The sequence below is a fragment of the Microtetraspora malaysiensis genome, assembly GCF_001528665.1.
GTDB classification, from domain to species: Bacteria; Actinomycetota; Actinomycetes; order Streptosporangiales; family Streptosporangiaceae; genus Microtetraspora_A; species Microtetraspora_A malaysiensis.
This window is the reverse complement of record NZ_BBYJ01000006.1, coordinates 209,283-233,289: the sequence shown is the minus strand read 5'-3', so window position 1 is coordinate 233,289 and position 24,007 is coordinate 209,283. Positions and strand designations below refer to the sequence as shown.

Here is a 24,007-nt window from a genome sequence, read left to right as displayed (position 1 = left end):
CTCTGTCAGCCCAGGTCGATGTGCTCTACACGCGGCTCGTCCGGCCGCTTGGGCGGGGTCGCCCGCTGCTGCAGGGCGTCCACCGCCTGGCGCAGCGCCGTGACCAGCTCGCCGCCCGCCGCGATCAGGTGGTCGGTGACGTCGCCGCCGGACTCCTTGCCCGCGGCGATCACCCGGCAGACCGGGCAGGCCCGGCAGATGTACTCGTCGTGCTCGTCGGCGGCGACCGCCTCTCCCCACACGTCGTCGGTACGGCCGCTGCCGAACGCGCCGCCGAGACCACCGCCCAGCGCGTCACCGAGCCCGCTCACGCCGCCCTTCACGAAACCCTTGCCCAGCTCGCGGCCGACCCGCCGCTGCAGGGTGTCAAAGAGCTTCATGGCCTCCTCCGCGATCGACCCGAGCGGGTCCTGCCGCGGGGAGCCGTTGGTGCCCTGGGTGTCGTTGGACCCGTTGTTGGCATTGTTTTCTGTCATTTCGCCCCTCCTGTCTCGAACCGTACCCGGAGGTGCCCGTCGCGGAGCACGGCACCGGCGATCCCCCTGCGGGCCAGGGCCGCGGGAAGGGCGATCACCCGCCGGTAGGAGCCCGCCGTGACGATCAGGTCCTCTCCCTTGCGGGCCAGATCCACGGCCTCCTTGTCGGCCAGCGGGAGGGCGAGGACCAGTTCGTCGGCCTCGACGCGCATCGGCGGCTCGGCGCTCGGTGGGGCGAACGGGTCGGCCGTGCCGTACAGCGCGGCGGCGACCTCCGCCAGAGCGCGCGGGCCCACCGGCTCGGCCGGGAGGTAGGGGACGGTGTGAATCGGCAGGGGCGCGAACGAGTGGTGGATCTCCGCGAGCTGCCTGGCCTGCGCCTCCACCCAGCCGCGCCGCCAGTCGTCGGCGTCGTCGGCCGGGAAGACGCGGTTGGCGACGACCCCGTCCACGCGGTAGCCGTACAGGCTGAGCGAGGTCAGCGTGCGCCGGGCCTCGGCGACGACCACGGCCTCGGGGGTGAGCACGAGGCGGACCGAGGCGTTGTCGCCGGTCAGCAGCTCGCGGACCTCCATCAGGCCACGGTGCAGCCGCTCTCCGGCGGAGATGACGGCGCCCTCGGGGGCGCTCACCTTGGCGATGTGCCTGACCACCGGCGAGACCGCGCGCAGCACCCGCCGCAGGCCCGGGAGCAGCCGGTTGACGTGCCAGTCGAGGGCCTCGGGGAGAGCGAGCAGCCGCAGCGTCTCGGCGGTGGGCGCGCAGTCGACCACGACGACGTCCCAGCGGCCGTCGCGGGTCTGCTCGCGCAGTTCGAGCAGCGCGATGATCTCCTCGGCGCCGGGCAGGACCGTGATCTCCTCGGAGGTGACCTCGTCCAGGCCCAGCTCCTGGAGCACGTTCCTGGCGTACGCCCGCAGCTCGCCCCAGTGGCGTTCGAGCGCCTTCTGCGTGTCCACCTGCTGGAGGTAGAGTCCCGGCGCCGCCTGGACCGGCTCTCCGGAGGCGGGCACGGCGAGCGCGTCGGCGAGGGAGTGGGCGGTGTCCGTGGAGACGACCAGCGTCTTCAGTCCGCGCTCCGCCGCGAGGGTCGCGGTCGCCGCCGCCGCGGTGGTCTTGCCGACGCCGCCCTTCCCCGTGAAGAGGAGGACCCTCATCGGCCTTCGACGCGCTTCTTGAGCCCCTTGAGGGCCGTGTCGACGATGACCTTCTCGGCCTTGCGCTTGATCATGCCGATCATCGGCACCTTGAGGTCCACGGCCAGCTCGTACGTCACCTCGGTGCCGCCGGAGGTCTCGGTGAGGCGGTAGCTGCCGTCCAGACCGGAGACCATCTTGCCGGGCTCGACGATGTGCCAGCTCACGGCGGTGTCATCGATCCACTCGTAGCCGAGGACGTAGTCGTCGCTGATCACCCCGGCGTCGAGGGCGAACCGGACGCGTGCCGCCCGGCCCTGCTCGGCGGTCTCCAGGACGCTCGCGGACTTCACCTGGCCGGCCCACTCGGGGTAGGCGGGGAAGTCGGCGATCACGGTCATGACGGACGCCGGGTCGGCGTCGATCGTGATGCTCGACGTGGTTCGATCAGCCATGGGCTAACCGTACTTCACCATTCCAGGGCGAAAGGCGTGCCGCGCCCGCGGAAATGACCAACGTTGACGCACTCGGTGCGACCCACCCGGGTCCTGCTCACCAGGGGCTGGTGGACGTGCCCGAACAGCGCGTATCTGGGCTGCGTCCTCCTGATGGCCTCCAGGGTGGCCTCGCTGCCGCGTTCCAGCCGGCGGGCGACGACGTCGTAGAGCAGCTCGGGGATCGCGGGCGGGATGTGGCAGCACAGCACGTCCACCTCGCCCAGCGCCTCGACCTTGCGGGCGTACTCCTCGTCGTCGATCTCGTACGGCGTGCGGTAGGGGGTGTGCAGCCCGCCGCCGACGAAGCCGAACCTGAGCCCGCCGATCTCGGCGGTGGCGCCGTCGAGGACGACGTGGCCGGGGCGGACGAACTCCGGCCACAGCCGCGGGACGTCCACGTTCCCGTACGTCATATAGGCGGGCGTCGGCATCGCCTGGAAGATCTCGGCGTACTGGCGGCGGACCGCGGCCTCGATGTGGTCGCGGGGGTCTCCGTCGAGCGCGGCCCACAGCCCGGCCGACATGGCCCGCGCCTCGTCGAACCGGCCCGCGGTGCGCAGCCCGATGAACTCGGAGGCCTTCTCCCGTCCGAACAGGTCGGCGAAGATCCCGCGCGAGTGGTCGGCGTAGTCGACGAAGAGGATGAGGTCGCCCAGGCATACGAGGGCGTCGGCGCCGTCGCCCGCCCGAGCCAGGGCGTCGGCCCGGCCGTGGACGTCGCTGACGACATGCACCCTCATGCCGGACATCGTAGTACCGGCGCCCGAGCCGGTCCGGCGCCCGCCCCGATCGCGTGTTCGAACCTTCGGAGCGTGCCGGCAAGTAAGGAGCGAGTCCGGTCTCCTCCACGGAACGCCCGGTCCCACGAGCCCCGACGACCGCCCTGATAGCGTGCGAATGCGCAGATAACGCCTCTGTGACGGATCTACCCACGCGTAACTTCGCACGGTAGCGTCCGGTGAAGCCGATGCCCGCTCCAGCCTCGGCCAAGAAGATGTCAGGAGCGCGCCCGAAGGAGTGACCGTGCGCGAGTACAGCGTTCCCGTGCTGGTGGACGTCCCGTTGTCCGCGAATTGCACAGATACGGTGTTCCAGCGCGGCGTCGACGAACCGGACGCCGTGGTGATCCGCCGCAAGGAGGGCGACGCCTGGGTCGCGGTGACCGCGCGCGAGTTCCGTGACACGGTCGCGGGCGTCGCCAAGGGGCTGATCGCCGCCGGCGTCGAGCCCGGCGACCGGGTGGCGCTCATGTCCCGTACGCGGTACGAGTGGACGGTCGTCGACTACGCCATCTGGGCCGCGGGCGGGGTCGGGGTGCCGATCTACGAGACCTCCTCGGCCGAGCAGGTGAAGTGGATCATCTCCGACAGCGGGGCCGAATGCGCCGTCATCGAGATGGAGTCGCACGAGCAGACGGTCAAGGAAGCCGCGCCCGACCTGACCGCGCTCTGGCGCATCGAGGGCGGCGGGCTGGAGGAGCTGACCCGGCTCGGCGCCGACGTCTCCAATGACACGCTGGCCGAACGGCGGGCCGCGCGGGGCGGACACGACCTCGCCACGATCATCTACACCTCCGGCACCACCGGCCGGCCCAAGGGCTGCACGCTCAGCCACGACAACCTGCTGTTCACCGCGCGGAACGTGGCACAGGGCCCGCTGGAGCTGCTGTTCGACGTGCACGACCGGGCCGCGCTGCTGTTCCTGCCGCTCGCGCACAGCTTCGCGAGGATCATCCAGATCGTCCTCATCGAGACGGCCACCGTGATCGGGCACACGCCCAACATGAAGAACGTCGCACCGGACCTGCAGACGTTCAAGCCGACCTTCCTGCTCGGGGTGCCCCGCGTCTTCGAGAAGGTCTACAACGCCGCGGAGCTCAAGGCCACCTCCGAGGGCAAGGGCAAGATCTTCCACACCGCCGTGAACGTCGGGATCGAGTGGAGCAAGGCGGAGAGCTCCGGCGGCGCCTCCCTCGGCCTCCGCCTCAAGCACGCCCTCTTCGACAAGCTCGTGTACGGCAAGCTGCGGGCGGCGACCGGCGGCGCGCTGAGCGCGGCCGTCTCCGGCGGCTCCGCCCTCGGCGAGCGACTGGGTCACTTCTTCCGCGGCGTCGGCATCGAGGTGTTCGAGGGCTGGGGCCTCACCGAGACGAGCGCGCCCTCGTCGGTGAACATCCCGGGCGCCAACAAGGTCGGCACGGTCGGCAAGCCGTTCCCCGGCGTCACCATCGGCATCGCCGACGACGGCGAGATCCTGGTCAAGGGGCGCCACGTCTTCGGCGGCTACTGGAACAACGAGCGGGCCACCAAGGAGGCCATCGACCCGCAGGGCTGGTTCCACACCGGCGACGTCGGCGAGCTCGACAAGGACGGCTACCTGCGGATCACCGGCAGGAAGAAGGAGATCCTCGTCACCGCGGCCGGGAAGAACGTCGCCCCCGGCCCGCTGGAGGACAGCATCCGGGCGCACCGGCTCGTCAGCCAGGTGATGGTGGTCGGCGACGATCGGCCGTTCGTCGCCGCGCTCGTCACGCTCGACCCGGAGGCCATGGAGCAGTGGAAGTCGGCCAACGGGCGCACCGGCGCCTCCATGGCCGAGCTCTGCTCCGACCCGGCCGTCGTGGCCGAGGTGCAACAGGCCGTGGACAACGCCAACCTCTCCGTCTCCAGGGCCGAGCAGATCAAGAAGTTCGCCATCCTCGACATCGAGCTGAGCGAGGACTCCGGTCACGTCACGCCGAAACAGTCGATCAAGCGTCACGTCGTGGCACGCGACTTCGCCAAGCAGATCGACGACCTGTACGCGTAACTCCACCTGGCGGGACGCCACCCCGCCAGGTCGGTCCGGGGCTTCCGGCGGCCGCTAGGACTGCCCTTCCCCGGCTTCCGGGAGCGCCCGGCCCCGCGGGGCCTCCTCCACCCGGCCGGGCGCGAGCAGGCCGGCGAACCGGGCGGCCACGAGGTCCCAGCGCCACTCCTCCTCGACCCACGCCCGGCCGCGCTCCCCCATGGCGCGGGCACGCGCGGGATCGCTCAGCAGCTCGACGAGCGCGGCCGCCACCTCCTCGTGCGACGTCCCGTCGACCACCAGTCCGGTCTCGCCGTGCCGTACGGCGTCGGGGGCGCCGCCGGACGCGCCCGCGACGACCGGCAGGCCGGTCGCCGACGCCTCCAGGTAGACGATGCCGAGCCCCTCGACGTCCAGCCCGCCCAGGCGGGTACGGCACGGCATGGCGAAGACGTCGCCGGCGTCGTAGTACGACGGCAGGTCGGCCCAGGGCACGGAGCCGGTGAGCACGACGGAGTCCGCGAGCCCGCTCCCCTCCGCCATCCGCCGCAGTGCGCCGCGCGAGGGGCCGCCCCCGACCAGCAACAGCATCGCGTCCGGGATCCGGGCGCGGACCAACGGCCAGGCGCGGACCAGCCTGTCCTGGCCCTTGCGCGGCACCAGCCGCGAGACGCACACGACCACGGGCCGCTCACCGAGCCCCAGCGACATCCTCACCCGCGCTCCCCCGGCGCCCGGGTGGAAGGTCGCGGTGTCCACGCCCGGCGCGAGCCGTACGAGCTTGGCGTCGGGGAAGTGCGGCGCGAGGTGGCCGCGCGTGTACTCACCCAGGTAAGTGACCAGGTCCGCGCCCTCGCCGATGCGGCGCAGGAGGTCGCGGGCGATCGGCAGCCGGGCCCAGGACGCCTCGTGGCCGTGCGTCAGCATGACCACGCGCCGGGCCCCGGCCTCACGCAGGGCGGGGGCGAGCAGGCCGAGCGGGGCCGCGGCGCCGAAGACGACGGTGCGGCAGTCCCGCGCCAGCTCGGCGGCCCGGCGCGCCACCGACGGCCCCGGCAGCATGAGCGAGGTCGGGTGCCGCACCACCTCGTACGGCTGCCGCGCGTCGAACGCCTCGCACCCCTTCCAGCGTGGGGCGTAGACCACGACCGACGCCGGGTCGAGGCGGGAGGCCAGCCCGTGGACGAACGCCTGGATGCCCCCGGGCCTCGGCGGGAAGTCGTTGGTGACGAACAGGGTCCTGTCCACGGCCCCTCCTCCGGGTCCGCCGCTCTGCACGGTCGTCGCGTCACGGCCGGGGCACGCCATTGAGGCGCGCCCAGGACCGTGACATCGCGATGCGCTCGGCGGTCGAGGGGTGTGAGGCGTAGAGCATGTAGTCCAGGGCGCTCGGCGACAGGTCCGAGATGTTGCGCAGCGCCAGACTCTTCTGCATGGCGATGAACGTGGCCGGGTCGCGGGTGAGGTCGAGCGCGTGCGCATCCGCGCGGGCCTCGATCTGCCGACTCACCACGTTCTGCGCCGGCCCGGACAGCACGGTGCCGAGGGAGATGAGCCCGACGAGCAGCGCGACGGCCCGGGGGTCGCCCGCCGAGGAGACTCCCGCGCGGCGGCGCAGCGCCTGGAACACGAGGAAGAGCAGGCAGGTGCCCGCCGCCGCGCCGAGGGCGCCCACCAGCGTGCCGTACAGGACATCGTCGTTCTTGGCGTGGCCCAGCTCGTGCGCGACGACCAGCTCGACCTCCTGCTCCGGCTGACTGACCAGCGTGTCGTAGACGACGATGCGGCGGGTGGCCCCGAACCCGGAGACGTACGCGTTGAGCGCGGTGGTGCGGCGGGAGGCGTCGGCGACCAGCACGTCCTTGACCGGGACGCCGTCCCTCCGGGCCATGGCGAGCAGGTCGGTGCGCAGCTGTCCGGCGGGCAGCGGCGTGAAGTTGTTGAACATCGGCTCTACCACGACCGGGTACGCGAAGGACACCACGACGGTCAGCGCGAACGCGCCCACGGAGGCGGGGATCCACCAGGCGCGCGGCCACTTGCGGGCGAGTGCGACGATCACCAGCACGGCGATGCCGGAGAGCACGATCTGGAGGGCGAAGTTCTTCAGCCGGTCGGCGGACCAGGAACCCCAGGTCTGCGTGGACAGGCCGTAGTCCCGCAGCACGCCCTCCATCCACATGCCGAGCGGCCACCTGAGCATCAGCGAGACAACGTAGACACCGAGCAGGCCGATGATCGCCTTGATCCACCAGGGTCCCCTGAGCCGCCCGATCAGCCGGGCGCCGACCGGGGTGAGGACGAGTACTCCCCCGATGATCAGGGTCAGCGCGAGCGACAGGTAGCCGGGAAGCGACGTCGCCGCGTCGAAGGCGTCGGCGCGGTCGAGCTGGGCGCGGGTGAAGTCCAGCGCGGGCTCGGCGCGCACGTCCGGAGCCTCGGGGCCGAGGGGCCGCCACGGGGTCGTGACCGCGACGACCGCCAGCAGGGCCGCGCCCAGAGCGAGCAGCGCGATCGCCGCCGCTCGGGTCCCGGAATAGCGTCCGGCTCCGGAGCGGCCGACATGTCCGGCGACGTCGCTCTGTGACATCCCCATCACCCCTTCGCAGTCCGCGGCGGTTCTCATGCGGGCGGGCCCGATCAGGCGAGCTCGCGTCGCAGGTATCCTCGCCAGGCCGCGGTCAGCTCCGCCAGATCGGTGCCTAACGTTTCTACCAGCGCTGTGGTGATGCCGTGGCGGCGCGCCTCCCGATAGAGAGCCACCAGGGCGTGCTCCCCGTACCGATCGGCAATGTACCGGCAGGCCAGCCATGCCTCTTCGTACGCCTGCGGGAGCCGCGGCCCGCCGGGCCGGAACGCCTCGCGGCCGGGCAGTGCCACGGGCAGCGTTCCGGAACGGACCTCGGCGGCGAGCTCCGCCGCGACCGCCCGCGCCGTGAGACCACTGCCGAGATAGCCGACGTAGTCGGCGAAGCCCTCCACCAGCCAGGCCGGCATGTCCCCGGAGAGCGCGGCGCCGGTGGCGACGTGGGTCAGCTCGTGGGCCAGCACGACCCGGCGGCCGGTCGGGGAGAGCCGGCCGAACCCGGACGGCGCCACGATCACGTGGTCGACGTCGGCCAGGGCGGCCAGGCCCGCCACCCCGGAGGGCGACGCGAGCGCCTCCGCCTGCTCGTCGGTCGCCGGGACGAGGATCACCGCGTCCACCGGCCCCCACACCCGGGCGACCGTACGGCGAGCGGAGTCGGCCACGTCGGCGAGCCCGGCTCCGGCACGGGCCCCGGGCGTGGAGAGGGACGGCGGCGTGGACGCCGCATGCCCGGTGACGACGACAGCGTGCTTCCCCCTGGCGATGGAGGCGCCGACCCATATCTCGGGGTGCTCCCCCATGACCGTCCGCGCCGTGGCGAAGGCCCGGTCGGGTGGGGCGTCGGCGGCCAGGCCGGTCACCGACGCCACGACCAGCGCGGCCGCCGTGAGGCGGGCCAGAGCGAGCATGCGGAAATCGTACGGGTCGCCGGATATGCCGCGACCCCGCCCCTCTGGACGAGGGACGGGGCCGCGAGGCGTGTCCGGTCAGACCCCACCCCGGCCGGGGGGCGTCCCGGGCGCGCCCGGGATGGGGTCTTCTTCTGCCGGACGTACCCGGCCGATGGGCGGGGACGCTCCTGGGGGCACGTCGGGGCGCCAGGTCCGACAGCCCGGGGGAACGGCTGTCGGCATCGGACGCTCACCGCCCATCGGCGGGCGCTCCTGTGTTCTCAGCTGCCGGGGCGGACCGCTCCGACGAAGCTGCTCTTGCGGTAGGCGTCGAGCTTGTCGATGCGGACCACCGCGCCGGTGTGCGGCGAGTGGATCATCTTGCCCTTTCCGACGTACATACCGACGTGGCCGCCGCCGCTCGTGAAGATGAGGTCACCGGGCTTGAGCTTGCTCCAGGCGACCTTCTTCTTCACGCCGCTGCGCTGCGACCAGGTGGTGCGCGGGATGTCCACGCCGGCCTTCCGCCAGGCGTACTGGACGAGGCCCGAGCAGTCGAACGCGCCGGGGCCGCTGGCGCCCCATCGGTACGGGTCGCCGAGTTGCTTCTTGGCCACTTCGACGGCCTTGCGGGCCAGCTGCTGCTGGCGGGCCGCCTTGGACTGGCGGCTGGAGGTCTGCGCGGCGGCGGCCGTCACGGTGGCCGACATTTCGGCGTCCGTCAGGGCCGTCGCACTCGTGGTCGTGACCTTCTCCATGGTGAGGCCGTCCGTCACGGGGTCGGCCGAGGCAGGGGAGGCGCCGACGGCCCCGAAGGAGACGCCGATCGCGGCGCCGCCCAGGGTGACGCGGGCAAGGCGGGACAGACGTGCAGGGGTGCTGGACAGGATCGCTCCTAGGGTCTTCCGCTTGCGCCTACCGGGTTAGCTGACGGGTTCGGGCGGGGAAGTCGCCCTACGGCGCGAAGCGCGCCGATTCACCCCGGACCTTCGGCAGAAGGTCGATGGTTCCCCGGCTCCGTGCCTCCTGACTGCACGGACTCGGCATGTCGCCTCACCTCGGGAAGTCCCGAAGCTGGCGACGGATGCTGCGCGAACACGGCGTCGGACCGTTGTTCGCGGCGGTGGCGTGGCGCTCACCGCGGCCCAGAAGTTACCGATTCGTGCCACAAGAGGGCAAAGGCCTGCCCAAGAAATAAAGATCGAATAAACGATCCAGCAAAGCGAAAACCCCTGGATAGTCGATATTTCCGGACAGTCGATGTGACCCTGCTCACATTTACCGAATCACACCACAAATTGGCCACATCAGCCACATCGATCACTCCGATTGCGAGATCGATTCCGGCGTTCGCCCTTACGCCATGAAGATCGCCAACGGCGGCATTTTGATCCACTCGAGTGTGAGAGTTATCACATTTCTCACTAAAGATCGGAAGTCATAATCCAGCCCTACGCGAGCCGGTGTACTTCGCTATGGATCGTGTCTCCATCGCCTTCCCAGCCCGCGCTTCCGGCGAATGGGCGAGAGGCACCGCACGCGCCGACGGCACGCCGTCATTGTTCGCGCACCGGAGCGGACGAACGGCGGGGCCTCGGGCGAGACCGCGTGGGTGCGCGCCACGCAACGGAGTCCGCGTGGGACCGGTATCGGCCCTCCGGGCGACGTGACGGGACCCCCCGGGGGCGAGCAGGGCACGCGAGAGCCGGCGCGCTGGCCGCACCACGTATCACCAGGATCGCGGGCGCGGAGCGGAAGGGAGCGAGGACCGCAGCGTTGGCCCGCGGGCGTCGCGAGGACCGCGGGTTCCTTCCGGCGAAGCGCCCGGCCCGGCCAAGCCGGAAGAGCAGGCCGTATACGCGAAGCGGGACACCGGTCAGCCGGTGTCCCGCCAGGTCGAGAGTCCGCTGTCCAGCGGCACGGATCAAGGGCGAACCGCCCCCATCGCGTTGTACTGGGCCAGCGTGACGACCTTCACCACGTCACCCGTCTGCGGAGCGTGGACGACCTTGCCGTTTCCGGCGTAGATGCCCACATGACCGAGCCCGGCATGCCAGAGCAGGTCGCCGGCCTGTAGCGCGTTGAGCGGAACCTTGCGGCTCGCCCCCCACGCCCACTGCTCATAGCTCGTCCGTGGCAGCGACACCCCGCCGGCCGACCACGCGGCCTGGACGAGTCCCGAGCAGTCCCACGAGCCCGGCCCGGTCGCGCCGTACCGGTACGGCTTGCCGATCTGCCGGTAGGCGAACTGAAGCGCGGCGAGCGCGTTACCCGAGGCGGGCCCGGAATACACGGCGCCGGGGCTGTTGGTGTTGCCCGGGTTGTACGCCCCGATGCGGCGCAGCAGCTCGGTCTGCTCCTTGACCAGTTGGTCGGCCTCCTTCTTCTCCTTGAGGAGGTCGGCTTTGACCTTGGTGGCCTCGACGTAGACGCCCTTCTTCTGATCCCGCTGTTTCTTGAGATCAGCGATGGCGCCCTGGTACTCACTGAGCTGCCGGGCCCGCCCCTGCGAAAGCTGGTCGAGCGCGGCGAGGCCGCTGAGCATCGAGTCGGGGTTCGGGCTGTAGAGCAGCCCCATGGAGACGATGTCTCCGGTCTGGTACGTGCTGGTGGCGACCGTCACCAGGCTCTCGCGCAGTACGTCGACCCTCTCGGCCTTCTTGGTGTAGCTGGCGTTGATCTCGGCGTACTGCTTCTTGGCCTTCTTCCACTTCTCGTTGGCCGCGTTGTACTGGTCCACGACCTTGTCGGCCTGGTCGTTCAGCTTCTTCAGCTTGGCCTTGGCCTGCGCGACCGTGGGCTTGGGGTCGGCCTGGGCGCCAGTTATAGGCAACAGCAGCGCCACAGCTGCCAAGCCGACAACGACCGCGGGTACACGCCCTCGCACTGACGTCCCCTTCGATATAGACAAATCTGGGGCGCGACTTTACTCAGGCGATCATGGTGATTCAACCTATTCGCAGGTATTCGCACTGCTCATCACCTATGGCGACCAGCAGGGAACCCTCAGTGATCACGCGCGGCCGAGACGCCGGAGCAACAGCAGCGACGGCACCGGCCGCGCCCCCATCCGGCGTACGGAATCGGCCACCTCGCGGTCGGAGGAGACCACCGCGATGGCGCGCCCGGCGGGCTCCGCCTTGACGAGCTGGCGGATGAGGTCGTCGGCGATCTGACCCGGGGCGCTGAACATCACCCGGACCCCGCGTGGAGCCGAGACCTGCACCGGCCCGTTGAGCTCCGCTCCGTCGAAGACGCAGGTCACCTCCACCCTGGCCTGTACGGCGAGGCCGCCGAGCCCGGTGAGGAGCCGGGCCCGCTGGTCCGCCAGCGTGAGCGTCGGATAACCCGTCTTGGTGACGTTGTAGCCGTCAATGATGACGTGCAGGTTGGGAATGGCGAGCAACTGGTCGAACAGCTGGGGATCGTCGTCGGCGAGCGCCCTGGCGGGCACCGCGCGCACGCTCGGCGCACCCGGGACCACCGCCGACACGTAGTCGGCCGGCTTGCTGATCATCGTGGGCAGGGCCAGCTCCTTGCGCAGCCCGGCGGCGGCGTCCTGCAAGGCGTCCATGAGCACGCGGATGCGGGCGTCCTCCACGCTGCGTCCCTCGCGGGCCGCGCGGCGGCTCGCCTCAAGCTGCCGCTCCGCGTCCGCGAGGCGCTCCTTCAGTTTGCGGATCTCCGTCTCGGCCGCGCCGCTGGCGTTCGCCACCCTGGCCCTGGCCTCGACCGTCTCGGTCTCCAGCTCGGCCGCACGCTGGTCGGCGGCCTTGGCCCGCTCACGCGCGTCGTGCAGCTTGCGCCGGAGGTCGGCGTTCTCCCCGCGGGCGGCTCTGATCTGCTCACGCAGGCGCTCGGCCTCCTCCTTGGCGGCCGTGCGCTGGGCGGCGAGCTGCTCGCGGAGCCGCGCCTCGACCTGGTCCCGCTCCGCCTCGGCCGACGTGGTCAGCTCCAGGTCCTCACGGGCGCGCTCGACCAGATCCGGCCAGTCCTGAGGGCGGATCAGGTACGCCGCGGCGGCGACGAGCACAGGATCGGCCGCCGCCGGGACCACGCCTTCGGCGAGGCCCGTCGCCAGGTCCGGCCAAGCGGACCTGAGCGTCTCCGCGACCGTCTCGCGGAACTCCTTGTCCGACTCGAGCAGGGCGGCGATCGGCGCGCCGCCGAGGCGGGCGCGCTTGCGCGGGTCGAACTTGGCGATGCCGCGCAACTGAGGCGGGATCGTGGCCGCCGGCATGGACCCCAGAACCTGAGCCGCGAGCTCCACCACGTGTAAACGCACCTGCTCCGGCAGCGGACGAGACAGGCCCTCTCCGGCTGAACTCATCCGCTTGCTCCTCATCCTTGTCCTTTTTAAAGGGTACGGCCGCCGTGCCCCTGGCCGGGTCGGGGCATCACCCTGGCCCGCGCGTCCGCCGCCCGGGCCTTCTCTTGGCATCGCGGGGGGCTCCCTTACGATGCACGAACTGCGAGGTTAACGGACTTCAGCCAACCGGTTGGTTGCGATAAGGACTCAGGACGGACCCGCCGACCCGTGACTGCGCTCCAGAGGACACCCCCTTACCGGACGTCCCGCCAGTCCTCCGGCACCTCCCCCGCCAAGCACACGGTGTTCCCGTGTATCCACACCTCCCCCCGCTCAGGGAAGCCGACAATGCCGAGCTCAAATGCATCGGTATCCGCATATATCTCGGGATGTTTTGGAGCGCCCGAATTTTCCTCTTGAATGCGGTAGCCGCGACTGCGCCAATGAGCGCCGACGGCCTTGACGACAGAGCGAGGATCTCTGGCCTTGACATCGTAGCTAGAGCTGAATGACCTCTTTTGTGCTTGATCACATTGCCAGGGCCTCCTGGTCTTCAGATAGGGCTCCGCTCCGTCAAGCCCGGCCGCCACCGTTTCATCCAGTGCCCCGAGCATCATGCGCAGCCCGTCGGCCAGAGAAGGCAGCTTCTTATCCACCATCACGCATCCTTGGGCAAATACAACAATAATGACGACGAGAGGGACAAACCTCTTACGTTTCATCGGTCCTGTCCCTCCCAACGCCGAATGGCATCGGTCTCTGATCTCCGGCGATCACATGCGCGATGTTCTTGGTCGCAAGCTTGCTTCTGCCCGTGGTCGTGAAGTAGTCGCCGTGGGCGTCGATGTCGAGGCCGAGTTGCACGAGATCGCGGTCCGTGCCGGTCGCCAGACGGGTGACGCCGTCGAGGAGGATGGGATCCTGCCCGTGGCCCGTCCAGGCGGTGGCCAGCAGGCCGAGCAGCCCCGCCTTCGACAGCAGCGACACCACGGGCGCGATGCCGATCACGTCGTGGGGGTGGCGCAGGGCGTACAGGCGGATGCCGGGAGCGTGCAGAGCCGCCGCCGAGTACACCCCCCACCCCGGGCTCGCCACGGCGACGAGGTTGCCGGGACGCAGCCCGGCGGTCACGGCGTGGCCGGTCACCGTACTGCCGTACGAGTGGCCGACCAGGGTGGTGCGGACGTCGTCGCCGAGGCGCAGGCCGGTCACGAAGTCGCGGAGCAGGGGCCCGCCGGCCTCGGCGTAGGACGTCCAGGCCGCCTGTGGCAAGGTCTGCGGCAGGTCGCATCCCATCCAGGCGATCGTGGCCGTCCTTCCCCCGGAGAAGCGCTCGGCGAAGTCGTGCAGGGCCAGCGCGTTCGCGCCCGGGCCGTCGGTGTAGGTCGCGAGGTTGTTCCCGGTGCCGGGCACGGTGACGGCGACGGACACCGCGGAGGCGAGGTCGCCGAACACCTCGGCGACCCGGCCCTGCCCGTTCGGGTCGAACAGCAGGAACTGCCGGGGCACCCGCAGCGAGACGACCCGCCCGTCCCGCATGGCCGACACCTCGCGGGGTTGAAGCAGCCGGGAGAACAGGGCGACCCGGTCGGTCAGCCACAGAGCCTCCGCCTCCGCGCGAGCCTGCCGGATGAGCAGCCGGTTCGCCGCGTACCGCAGCTCGTACGGCACGCCGCCGAGCGGGCCGGTCAGGGCGGCGCCGGCGAGGGCGACCGCGAGCGCGGTGTCCGGCGCGAGCGTGGCGAAGAACGCGGCCACCGCTTCGTCACGCCCGGGCCCGGGGCCCCGGGCACCGACGAGGAGCCGTAGTTCGGACAGCGCGGCGTCGGCCGCACCGGACGCGGCGGCGACCAGCGCGCTGCGCACCGCGGGCGGCTCCACCGGGTCGAGGGCCAGCGCGTCGGCCTGTTCGGCGATCGCGGCCCTGCGCCGCAGGTCCGCCGAGGTCTCCTCGCACCAGCGCCGCAGCGCGCGCAGCCGCTCGGCGTAGTGCGCGAGCTCGGGGTGGCGCGCGATCTGGTCGGCGCCGAACACCGGTGAAAGGGCGCCGCCCACCCTGGGGGCGAGGCGGCCCGACACGTCGTCCAGGCGGGCGGCGAGCGCGCGCAGGGACGGCGCGTCGGCCAACCACAGCTTGGTCACGTTGCGGATCGTAGGGCATCGGTCACGTACTGTTCCCGCTTCTGTCAGGCTTGGGCGCGTGACGTTCGAGAGCGACGCAATGCGCAGGACCGCGCCCTGGTTCGACGATCTGCTGGATCCGGTGGCCGGGCTGCGCCGATCCCCGGGGTGGACCGGCCCGGCCTCCGAGCGATTCGACCGCGAGTTGTACGGCTGGCGCGGGATGCTGCATCTGTTGGCCGAGGACCTCAGGAGCGTCGCGGCGAGACTGGACCGGGACGCGCGGCGAGCGGCCGGGCCGCCAATAGGATGATCCGGTGCTGAACCCGTCCTACCCCATCAAAACCCCCCGACTGCTGCTCCGCCCGTTCACGATGGACGACCTCGACGAGCTGTACTCCTTCCACTCGCGTCCCGACGTCGCCCGCTACGTCTACTGGGACGCCCGTACGCGCGACGAGACCAGGGCCGCACTGGAGAAGAAGATCGGGTACGCCGTCCTGAGCGACGACAACGACACCCTCAACATGGCTGTCGAGCTGCGCGAGACGGGAACGTTGATCGGCGACATCTCCCTGTTCTGGCGCAGCCGTGAGCACCGGCAGGGCGAGATCGGTTTCGTCTTCCACCCCGCCTACCACGGGCGCGGGTTCGCCACGGAGGCGTCTCAGGAGCTGCTCCGGCTCGCCTTCGCCGACCTGGACCTGCACCGCGTCTACGGCCGCTGCGACAACCGCAACACCGCCTCCTCCCGTGTCATGGAGCGTCTCGGCATGCGCCGCGAGGCCCACCTGGTGGAGAACGAGGTGTTCAAGGGCGAGTGGAGCGACGAGGTGATCTACGCCATGCTGCGGCGGGAGTGGACCCCTCAGGCGTAGCCCTGCCGTGGGGAATGTCGGTGCCCGTCTTTAAGGTCAGGCGCGTGGAAGCGGTACAGGGCACTCTGGACGAGCTCGGCACTCCCCTGCGGGACGTGACGTTCGTGGTCTTCGACCTGGAGACCACCGGCGGCTCGGCGGCCGAGCACGCCATCACCGAGATCGGCGCGGTCAAGGTGCGCGGCGGCGAGGTCCTCGGCGAGTTCGCCACGCTGGTCGACCCCGGCGGACCGATCCCGCCGTTCATCTCCGTCCTCACCGGCATCACCGACGCCATGGTCATGGCCGCGCCGAAGATGCCCGAGGTGCTGCCCGCGTTCCTGGAGTTCGCCGCCGGCGCCACGCTGGTCGCGCACAACGCGCCCTTCGACATGGGGTTCCTCAGGGCCGCGTGTGCCGCCGGGGGCTACCCGCCGCCGGCCAACCCCGTGGTCGACACCGCGGACCTGGCGCGGCGGGTCCTCACCCGGGACGAGACGCCCAACTGCAAGCTGGCCACCCTCGCCCGGCTGTTCCGCAGCGTCACCGACCCCTGCCACCGGGCGCTGTCCGACGCCAAGGCGACCGTCGACGTGTTGCACGGCCTGATCGGCCGGGTCGGCTCGTACGGCGTGCACACCTTGGAGGACCTGCGCTCCTTCGTCCGCGCCCCGACCCCGGAGCAGCAGCGCAAGCGGCACCTGGCCCAGTCGGTGCCCGGCGCCCCGGGCGTGTACGTCTTCGAGGACGCCAAGGGCGAGGCGCTCTACATCGGCAAGAGCTCCAACCTGCGCAACCGGGTCAGGAGCTACTTCACGGCGAGCGAGACCCGCCCACGGGTCCGCGAGATGGTCGGCATCGCGGAGAGCGTCCGTTCGATCGTGTGCGCGACCGCGCTGGAGGCGGAGGTACGCGAGCTGCGCATGATCGGGGCGGCGAAGCCGCGTTACAACAAGCGGTCCCGGTTCCCGGAGCGCGTGGTCTGGCTCAAGCTGACCGACGAGCCGTTCCCCCGGCTCAGCGTCGTCCGCGACCTCAAGGACGACCACGGCACCTATCTCGGGCCGTTCTCCAGCAGCAGGCTCGCCGACGAGGCGCGGGCCGCCCTGCACGAGGCGATCCCGCTGCGGCAGTGCACGCAGCGGCTCTCTCCCCGCGTCCGCCGCTCCGCATGCACGCTGGCCGGGCTCGGCCGGTGCGGCGCGCCCTGCGAGGGCCGCGAGAGCGAGGGGGATTATTCACGGCACGTGGAAAGCGCCCGGCACGCGATGGAGCGCGACCCCGAGGTGGTCGTCTCCGCGATCGAGACGAGGATGCGCCGCCTGTCGGCGGAGCAGCGGTATGAGGAGGCGGCCGTGGACCGTGACCGGCTCGCCGCCTACGTCCGTACGGCCGCCCGCATGCAGCGACTGCGCTCTCTCACCGCGATCCCGCAGATGGTGGCGGCCGCCCCCGCGTTCGACGGCGGGTGGGACATCCACGTGGTACGGCACGGGCGGCTCGCCGCGGCGGGGGTGATGCCGCGCGGCGCCCATCCGGTGCCCTACGTCGACGCCCTGGTCGCCACGGCCGAGACCGTCTCACCGGGTCCCGGCCCCATCCCGGCGGCCAGCGCGGAGGAGACCGAGTGCGTGCTGCGCTGGTTGGAGGCCCCCGGCGTGCGGCTGGTCCGGGTGGACGGCACGTGGAGCCTCCCGGCGTACGGCGCGGGCCGGCTGCGCGCCCGGATGGAACGCGCCTACCAGGGGCTCCCCGGGCATCAGCCGCGCGAGGGCAAGCCCCTACGATGAACCATCGACCCCGCCCCCGCGTCGCCGGGGCGCGGGCCGTACGCGATGAACCCCGACTGACACAGGAGAACGCGAATGGTCACCGCGATCGTGCACATCAAGGCTGATGTCGACCGGATTCCCGAGGTCGCGCAGACGGTCGCCGAGCTCGACGGGGTCAGCGAGGTCTACTCGATCACCGGCGAGTACGACCTGCTCGCCATGATCCGCGTGGGGCGGTACGAACAGATCGCCGAGATCGTGCCCGGCCGGATCAATAAGGTGCCCGGGGTGCAGCAGACCGAGACGCACATCGCCTTCCGCACCTACTCCCGCCACGACCTCGACGCGGCCTTCTCGATCGGCCTCAGCGAGGCCGACTGACCGCACAGCAGGCGGACCCGGGTGTCGATAGCGGCCGGGCACGACGCGCGCCGCGCGGCCGCTCCTCGGCGCGCCGTCGGCCCGTCCGGTCAGGCCGAGCAGGCGTCCGGGTCCGGCGTGACCGCAGGGCGAGCAGAAGGCGCGGCAGGCGCGCACGGTACGGCTCACGCCCCGCGGCACGCGTCATCTCCGCGGCGGACCGGGACTCCCTCGCGGGGCGGATCCCGGCCCGCGCGGCTCAGGAGGCGAGGGAGCGGCTGACCTCGACCCAGCGCTTGAGGGTCGCGGCGGCCTTCCCGGTGTCGACCGCCTCGGCGGCGCGGGCGTACGCGGCGCCGAGATCGGCGACCAGGTCGTCGCCGGATCCGTCGAAGGCGACCAGGGCGGCGGCGGCGTTCAGCAGCACCGCGTCGCGCACCGGACCGGTCTTGCCCCCGAGCGTGTCGTGGACGGCCGCGGCGTTGAACACGACGTCGCCGCCGCGCAGGTCGTCCGGCCGGGACCGCGACACGCCGATGTCCGCCGGATCGAAAAGAATCTCGGCGGCGGCGCCGTCACGGACGACGAAGACCCGCGAGGGCCCGGCGGTGGACAGCTCGTCCAGCCCGTCCTCGCCCCGGAAGACCAGCGCGGACACGCCGCGCTCGGCGAAGACGCCCGCGACCACGGGGAGCATACGGGCGTCGAAGACGCCGATCGCCTGGGCGGTGGGCCGCGCCGGGTTGGTGAGCGGGCCGAGGAAGTTGAAGACGGTGGGGATGCCGATCTCGCGGCGCGGCGGCCCGGCGAACCGGAAGCCCGGGTGGTAGACGGGCGCGAAGCAGAACGCGATCCCGGCCTCGGCCGCGAGCCGGGCGGTGGCCTGCGGCGACAGGTCGAGGACGACACCGAGGTGCTCCAGGACGTCGGCCGCGCCGCACAGGGAGGTCGCGGCCCGGTTGCCGTGCTTGACGACCCGGGCGCCCGCGGCCGCGGCGACGATGGCCGACATCGTGGACACGTTGACGGTGTGCGCCCGGTCGCCTCCGGTGCCGACGATGTCGACGACGGGCCCCTCGATGGACAGCGGAACCGCCCGCTCCAGCATGGCCCTGGCCAGGCCGGACGCCTCGGCGACGGTCTCCCCCTTCGCCCGCAGCGCGACCGCGAACGCCCCGATCTGGGCGGGGGTGGCGTCACCGGACATGATCTCGCCCATGGCCCACGCCGTCTCGTCGGCGCTCAGGTGCTCGCCGGCGAGCAGGGCGTTCAGCAGGGACGGCCAGGTGGTACGCGAGTCCATAGGGAGAGGCTCCGTTACGAGACGGGCTGGGCGGGGAGGTTCGATCCGGTCAGGTTCAGCCGGCGCCGCATGAGGTCGGCGACGGCCTCGGCGACGGCCATGGGGTCGAGCGGCTGGGCGACGACGGCGTCGGCGCGGGACCAGTTGGCGAGCCAGCGGTCGTCCTTGCGCGCGATGATGAGCAGGATCGGCGGGCAGTTGTGCACCTCGTCCTTGGCCTGCCTGCTGACCCCCATGCCCCCGGCCGGGGCGGCCTCGCCGTCGAGGATCGCGATGTCGATCTCGCCGGAGTCGAGATGCTTGAGCACGGCCGGCTGGGTGGCGCACTCGACGATCTCGACGAGGGGCACGTCCGCTGCGGGACGCCGTCCGATGGCAAGCCGCACCTTCTCACGGGTGCCTGCGTCGTCGCTGTAGACGAGAACCCTCATGTCACGCTCACTGTCGAATCGCTGGGTATGGTCATCGTGATGGTACCGGCGCCCCCGCCGTACGCGTAGCCCAGGGTTCTTGCCAGGATTCTGAGGTTCTAAACCGAGCAAAGCGGCCTCTAACGGGGGGCCGTGCGGCGACCCGACCAGGGGAGCCGCAATAATGCTGCCCGTGGCGACAGCATCCGCAATTACAACGACGACGACGCCCTACGGGACCCGCCGACCGAATCTGGTCCAGGTCGGGACCATCGTGTGGCTGTCCTCTGAGCTCATGTTCTTCGCGGCGCTGTTCGCGATGTACTTCACCATCCGGTCGGTCAGCCTCGGCCAGGGCCAGCCCTGGCCGGACACCCATCTCGACATTCCGTACGCCACGGCGAACACGATCATCCTGATCCTCTCCAGCGTGACGTGCCAGTTCGGTGTATGGGCCGCGGAAAAGGGCCAGGTCAAGAAGCTCAGGTTCTGGTACATCTTCAGCTTCATCTTGGGCGCGATCTTCGTCGCGGGCCAGCTGAACGAGTACCGCACCCTGGTGGAGGAGGGCATGACCCTCGCCTCCAGCGCCTACGGCTCCGTCTTCTACCTGACCACAGGCTTCCACGGTCTGCACGTGACGGGTGGACTGATCGCGTTCCTGTTCATTCTGGGACGCACGTACGCCGCGAAGCGCTTCACCCATGAGCAGGCCACCAGCGCGATCGTCGTGTCCTACTACTGGCACTTCGTCGACGTGGTCTGGATCGGCCTTTTCGCGACCATCTACATCATCAAATGATCGGAACGGGGAGATCGGTGAAACCCATCACCGCGCGACGGCGGCATCCCCTCGCGCGTTTTGCCGTTGTGGCACTCGCGCTGGGCCTCCTCGGCGGGGGATACGCGCTCGCCGCGCCGAACGGCAGCACCGCGGACGCGGCGGTCGCGTCCGGCAAGGCCGATGACGTGGCGAAGGGCAAGGACCTCTTCGTCGCCCACTGCGCCAGCTGTCACGGGCTGAACGCCGAGGGCACCAAGTCCGGCCCCACCCTGGTGGGCGTGGGCGCGGCGGCCGTGGACTTCCAGGTGAGCAGCGGGCGCATGCCTGCGGCCGACCCGGGGGCCCAGGCTCCGCGCAAGCCCCTTGACGAGTGGGCGACGCCCGAGGCCATCGACCAGCTCGCTGCGTACGTGCAGTCGCTGGGCGGCGGCCCGACCCGGCCGACGGCCGAGCAGGTGGACCCGGCCAAGGGCGACCCGGCGAAGGGTGGCGAGCTGTTCCGCGCGAACTGCATCCAGTGCCACAACTTCGTCGGCGCGGGCGGCGCGCTGACCTACGGCAAGTACGCACCCCCGCTGCACGAGTCGTCGCCGACGCAGATCTACGAGGCGATGGCCACCGGTCCGCAGGCGATGCCCGTCTTCAACGACTCAGTGATCACTCCCGAACAGAAGCGGGACATGATCGCCTACATCACCAGCGTCCGTGGCCAGGTGGACCCGGGCGGTGCCGGCCTCGGCAGGATCGGTCCGGTGACCGAGGGCCTGGTGGGCTGGGTCGTCGGCATCAGCCTGCTGGTTCTCGCCGCTATCTGGATCACCGCGAAGAAGCGACAGGCTCACTAATGACAGACAACACCATCGACCAGCCCGAGGATCGCGTGCCTAAGCGCGTTATCGGCACCCCCCCGCCGAGCGAGGCCATCCTCAAGGAAGAGCCCGCCCACAAGCCCGAGGCTCTGCTTGGGGTGAAGCTCCAGGATCCCGAGAGCGCCCGTAAGGCCGAAAGGGTGGTCGCGCTTCTGTTCGCGATCGCCTTCCTGGCGGGCGTCGGCTTCATCGCCTCGTACGTCATCTTCCAGGTGGGGACGCTCGAGAAGACCTCGGCGTCCAACTTCGCGCTCGGCGGCACGCTGACGCTGGCGCTGCTCGCGCTGGCGGCCGGCATCACGACGTGGGTGCGCAGGATCATGCCGAAGTACAGCATGATCCAGGAGCGCCACCCGATGGCGTCCGACTCCGAGACCCGTGAGTCCGTCAAGGAGACGTTCCTCGCGGGGGCCAACGAGAGCGGCTTCGTCAAGTACAAGCTGCTCCGCCGCACGCTGCTGCTGGCGGCGGCGCCGCTCGGCCTGGCTCCGATCGTCCTGCTCAGGGACCTCGGCCCGCTGCCGGGCACCAAGCTCCGGCACACGGTCTGGGGCGAGCCCACCAAGAACGGCAAGCCGCGCCGCCTCATCACCGAGGGCACCGGCCAGCCGATCCGCGCCGCCGACTTCAACTCGCCCGGCGGCATCCTCTCGGTGGTGCCCGAGGGTCACGAGCACGACCTCAACGCCCTGGCCAAGGCCACGCTGATCCTGCTCAAGTTCCGTCCGGAGGAGCTCAAGTCCGGCACGAACCTGAACTGGACGCACGACGGCATCGTCGCCTACTCGAAGATCTGCACCCACGTGGGCTGTCCCGCGGCGCTGTACGAGCAGACGACCCACCACATCCTCTGCCCGTGTCACCAGTCGACCTTCGACGCCGCCGACGGCGCCAAGGTCGTCTTCGGTCCCGCGGCGCGGCCGCTGCCGCAGCTTCCGATCGGGATCGACGAAGAGGGCTACCTCGTCGCCAAGGCCGACTTCAACGTGCCCGTCGGTCCCAGCTTCTGGGAGCGCGGGGACGCTGAGAAGGAAGCCCGGGAGAAGGCGGAGAAGGCGTAATGGACACTCCTCCGAAGGCAATCGCCGGCGTTTCGACCTTCGTCGACGACCGGCTCGGGGCGGGCAGCTTCCTCAAGCGCAATCTGCGGAAGATGTTCCCCGACCACTGGTCGTTCCTCCTGGGTGAGATCGCGCTCTACTCGTTCGTCATCCTGCTGCTGACCGGTACGTTCCTGACGTTCTGGTTCAGGCCCACCATGGGCGAAGTGATGTACAACGGGGCGTACGAGCCGCTCAAGGGCGTCATGATGTCCGAGGCGTACGCCTCGGCGCTGAACATCTCGTTCGACGTCCGCGGCGGTCTGCTCATCCGGCAGATCCACCACTGGGCGGCCCTGCTGTTCATCGCCGGCATGGTGGTGCACATGCTCCGCGTGTTCTTCACCGGGGCATACCGCAAGCCGCGCGAGCTGAACTGGCTGATCGGCATCCTGCTGCTGAGCCTCGCCCTGTTCGAGGGCCTGACCGGCTACTCGCTGCCGGACGACCTGCTGTCCGGTGCCGGTCTGCGCATCACCCAGGGCGTCATCCTGTCGATCCCGCTGATCGGCACGTACATCCAGTTCTTCCTGTTCGGGGGCGAGTACCCCGGCGAGGACATCATCTCCCGGTTCTTCACGCTGCACATCCTGCTCATCCCGGGCATCCTGCTTGCGCTGATCACCGCTCACATGATCCTCATGTGGGTGCAGAAGCACACGCAGATGCCGGGCAAGGGCCGGACCGAGCGCAACGTGGTGGGCGCGCCGTTCTACCCGGCCTTCATGGCCAAGGCGGGCGCGTACTTCCTGTTCACGTTCGGCGTGCTGGCGCTGCTGGGCACGTTCGCGCAGATCAACCCGATCTGGCTGTTCGGGCCGTACACACCGGCGGACATCTCGGCGGGCTCGCAGCCCGACTGGTACATGGGCTTCCTCGAAGGTTCCCTGCGCCTGATGCCCGCGTGGGAGATCAACCTCTTCGGCACGTCCGGAGGCACGATCCCGCTGAGCGTGCTGATCCCGGCGCTGCTGCCGCTGGGGCTCATCATGACCGGCCTCGCGCTGTATCCGTTCCTGGAACAGTGGGTGACCGGCGACCGGCGCGAGCACCACATCGTCGACCGGCCGCGCAACAACCCGCACCGCACCTCGATCGGCATCTCCGCGATGACGTTCTACGGTGTCCTGTGGCTGCTGGGCGCCAACGACGAGATCTCGGCCAACTTCCACATCGGCCTCTACGAGACGACGATCTTCGGCCGGGTGGCCGTCTTCCTCGGCCCGGCGATCGCCTACTTCGTCACCTACCGGATCTGCCTCGGCCTCCAGCGCAAGGACGCCGAGATCGTGTCCCACGGTGTCGAGTCCGGTGTCATCAAGCGGATGCCGAACGGCGAGTACATCGAGGTCCACACGCCGCCGGCGGACGACATCCTGGCGCACATGCGGGGCAAGAAGGAGATCCCCGTCATCGAGAGCGCAGCCGACCGTGAGGGGATCCCGCCCAAGGGCGCCCGCTCGCTGATCGGCCGGCTCCGCGCCAAGATGAGCAAGGCGTACGGCACCGACCGCGTCCCCCTTGAGGAAGGCCACGGCGAGGAGCACGTCGCCGTCGGCGCCGGGGAGCACAAAGAAGGTCACTGAGTCCGGGTGAACCGCACGTGAGCGGCCCGGGTGGGGATTCCCACCCGGGCCGTTTCACTTTCTGGCGTTGTCCGGCCCCTTGGGGGCCGCACAACGCCCTACCCTCAGGGACGGGCCCCTACGGCCCGCCGGGGCGGCTCAGCGCCGCTGTGCCGCCCTG

23 protein-coding genes and 1 riboswitch are annotated in these 24,007 nt (G+C 70.6%); of the genes, 9 read left to right on the top strand and 14 right to left on the bottom strand.

Annotated elements, in window-relative coordinates; all coding sequences use genetic code 11:
* Positions 1–5 precede the first annotated feature (5 nt).
* The 4 genes from AWQ71_RS06510 to AWQ71_RS06495 are packed head-to-tail and all read right to left on the bottom strand — an operon-like array spanning position 6 to position 2,849.
* Complete coding sequence (locus tag AWQ71_RS06510) at positions 6–476, bottom strand: hypothetical protein (RefSeq protein ID WP_067128213.1); 471 nt, start codon at positions 474–476, stop codon at positions 6–8.
* Complete coding sequence (locus tag AWQ71_RS06505) at positions 473–1,633, bottom strand: ArsA family ATPase (protein ID WP_067128210.1); 1,161 nt, start codon at positions 1,631–1,633, stop codon at positions 473–475. The genes AWQ71_RS06510 and AWQ71_RS06505 overlap by 4 nt, the downstream gene beginning before the upstream one ends.
* Positions 1,630–2,067, bottom strand: coding sequence for an SRPBCC family protein (locus tag AWQ71_RS06500; protein WP_067128207.1), 438 nt, complete (start codon positions 2,065–2,067; stop codon positions 1,630–1,632). The genes AWQ71_RS06505 and AWQ71_RS06500 overlap by 4 nt, the downstream gene beginning before the upstream one ends.
* A gap of 14 nt (positions 2,068–2,081) precedes the next feature.
* Positions 2,082–2,849: a metallophosphoesterase family protein gene (locus AWQ71_RS06495; protein ID WP_067128204.1), complete on the bottom strand. Its 768-nt coding sequence runs from the start codon at positions 2,847–2,849 to the stop codon at positions 2,082–2,084.
* Positions 2,850–3,132: 283 nt separating this feature from the next.
* Between AWQ71_RS06495 and AWQ71_RS06490 the strand changes: the two genes are divergently transcribed.
* Positions 3,133–4,917, top strand: a complete 1,785-nt coding sequence (locus tag AWQ71_RS06490; protein ID WP_067128934.1) for an AMP-dependent synthetase/ligase — start codon at positions 3,133–3,135, stop codon at positions 4,915–4,917.
* 54 nt (positions 4,918–4,971) lie between these two features.
* Here AWQ71_RS06490 and AWQ71_RS06485 read toward each other — a convergent pair whose 3' ends face one another.
* The 8 genes from AWQ71_RS06485 to AWQ71_RS06450 form a co-directional block, all read right to left on the bottom strand.
* Entirely contained in the window at positions 4,972–6,144 is a 1,173-nt protein-coding gene (locus tag AWQ71_RS06485; RefSeq protein WP_067128201.1) for a glycosyltransferase family 4 protein, read from the bottom strand.
* Between the two features lie 40 nt (positions 6,145–6,184).
* Positions 6,185–7,486, bottom strand: a complete 1,302-nt coding sequence (locus AWQ71_RS06480; RefSeq protein ID WP_157570217.1) for a M48 family metallopeptidase — start codon at positions 7,484–7,486, stop codon at positions 6,185–6,187.
* A gap of 50 nt (positions 7,487–7,536) precedes the next feature.
* Entirely contained in the window at positions 7,537–8,394 is an 858-nt protein-coding gene (locus AWQ71_RS06475) for a peptidase MA family metallohydrolase (RefSeq protein ID WP_067128198.1), read from the bottom strand.
* Positions 8,395–8,657: 263 nt separating this feature from the next.
* Positions 8,658–9,152, bottom strand: a complete 495-nt coding sequence (locus AWQ71_RS06470; RefSeq protein WP_245658140.1) for a C40 family peptidase — start codon at positions 9,150–9,152, stop codon at positions 8,658–8,660.
* Positions 9,153–9,273: 121 nt separating this feature from the next.
* Positions 9,274–9,432: riboswitch (cyclic di-AMP (ydaO/yuaA leader) on the bottom strand.
* Positions 9,433–10,300: 868 nt separating this feature from the next.
* Positions 10,301–11,221, bottom strand: a complete 921-nt coding sequence (locus AWQ71_RS06465; protein WP_245658139.1) for a C40 family peptidase — start codon at positions 11,219–11,221, stop codon at positions 10,301–10,303.
* Between the two features lie 168 nt (positions 11,222–11,389).
* The gene (locus tag AWQ71_RS06460) at positions 11,390–12,706 is read right to left on the bottom strand and encodes an NYN domain-containing protein (RefSeq protein ID WP_067128192.1); all 1,317 of its coding nucleotides are present in this window, start codon (positions 12,704–12,706) and stop codon (positions 11,390–11,392) included.
* A 233-nt stretch (positions 12,707–12,939) separates the two neighbouring features.
* The gene (locus AWQ71_RS06455) at positions 12,940–13,407 is read right to left on the bottom strand and encodes a hypothetical protein (protein WP_157570216.1); all 468 of its coding nucleotides are present in this window, start codon (positions 13,405–13,407) and stop codon (positions 12,940–12,942) included.
* Positions 13,397–14,827, bottom strand: a complete 1,431-nt coding sequence (locus tag AWQ71_RS06450; protein WP_067128186.1) for an alpha/beta hydrolase — start codon at positions 14,825–14,827, stop codon at positions 13,397–13,399. The genes AWQ71_RS06455 and AWQ71_RS06450 overlap by 11 nt, the downstream gene beginning before the upstream one ends.
* Positions 14,828–14,885: 58 nt before the next feature.
* On the opposite strand from AWQ71_RS06450, the gene AWQ71_RS06445 reads away from it, so the two are divergent.
* The 4 genes from AWQ71_RS06445 to AWQ71_RS06430 all read left to right on the top strand — a co-directional run bounded on the left by AWQ71_RS06445 (position 14,886) and on the right by AWQ71_RS06430 (position 17,816).
* Positions 14,886–15,119 carry a hypothetical protein gene (locus AWQ71_RS06445; protein ID WP_067128184.1) on the top strand — a complete coding sequence of 78 codons (234 nt, stop codon included), beginning with the start codon at positions 14,886–14,888 and terminating at the stop codon, positions 15,117–15,119.
* A gap of 4 nt (positions 15,120–15,123) precedes the next feature.
* Positions 15,124–15,684 carry a GNAT family N-acetyltransferase gene (locus AWQ71_RS06440; protein ID WP_067128180.1) on the top strand — a complete coding sequence of 187 codons (561 nt, stop codon included), beginning with the start codon at positions 15,124–15,126 and terminating at the stop codon, positions 15,682–15,684.
* Positions 15,685–15,698: 14 nt separating this feature from the next.
* On the top strand, positions 15,699–17,453 hold the full coding sequence (locus AWQ71_RS06435; RefSeq protein WP_067128177.1) for a DEDD exonuclease domain-containing protein: 1,755 nt from the start codon (positions 15,699–15,701) through the stop codon (positions 17,451–17,453).
* 75 nt (positions 17,454–17,528) lie between these two features.
* Positions 17,529–17,816: an Lrp/AsnC family transcriptional regulator gene (locus tag AWQ71_RS06430; RefSeq protein WP_067128174.1), complete on the top strand. Its 288-nt coding sequence runs from the start codon at positions 17,529–17,531 to the stop codon at positions 17,814–17,816.
* A gap of 238 nt (positions 17,817–18,054) precedes the next feature.
* On the opposite strand, the gene trpD is transcribed toward AWQ71_RS06430, so the two are convergent.
* Entirely contained in the window at positions 18,055–19,098 is a 1,044-nt protein-coding gene (gene trpD / locus AWQ71_RS06425) for an anthranilate phosphoribosyltransferase (RefSeq protein WP_067128171.1), read from the bottom strand.
* Between the two features lie 14 nt (positions 19,099–19,112).
* Positions 19,113–19,529 (bottom strand): hypothetical protein, encoded by a 417-nt coding sequence (locus AWQ71_RS06420; protein ID WP_067128168.1) that lies wholly within the window; start codon positions 19,527–19,529, stop codon positions 19,113–19,115.
* Between the two features lie 163 nt (positions 19,530–19,692).
* Here AWQ71_RS06420 and ctaE point away from each other — a divergent pair, with 163 nt between their 5' ends.
* The 4 genes from ctaE to qcrB are packed head-to-tail and all read left to right on the top strand — an operon-like array spanning position 19,693 to position 23,847.
* Positions 19,693–20,310 carry an aa3-type cytochrome oxidase subunit III gene (gene ctaE / locus AWQ71_RS06415; protein WP_067128166.1) on the top strand — a complete coding sequence of 206 codons (618 nt, stop codon included), beginning with the start codon at positions 19,693–19,695 and terminating at the stop codon, positions 20,308–20,310.
* Entirely contained in the window at positions 20,307–21,137 is an 831-nt protein-coding gene (gene qcrC / locus AWQ71_RS06410; RefSeq protein WP_439650359.1) for a cytochrome bc1 complex diheme cytochrome c subunit, read from the top strand. The genes ctaE and qcrC overlap by 4 nt, the downstream gene beginning before the upstream one ends.
* Positions 21,137–22,222, top strand: a complete 1,086-nt coding sequence (gene qcrA / locus AWQ71_RS06405; protein ID WP_067128160.1) for a cytochrome bc1 complex Rieske iron-sulfur subunit — start codon at positions 21,137–21,139, stop codon at positions 22,220–22,222. The genes qcrC and qcrA overlap by 1 nt, the downstream gene beginning before the upstream one ends.
* The gene (gene qcrB / locus AWQ71_RS06400) at positions 22,222–23,847 is read left to right on the top strand and encodes a cytochrome bc1 complex cytochrome b subunit (RefSeq protein WP_067128157.1); all 1,626 of its coding nucleotides are present in this window, start codon (positions 22,222–22,224) and stop codon (positions 23,845–23,847) included. Before qcrA ends, qcrB begins: the two co-directional genes overlap by 1 nt.
* Positions 23,848–24,007: the final 160 nt, after the last annotated feature.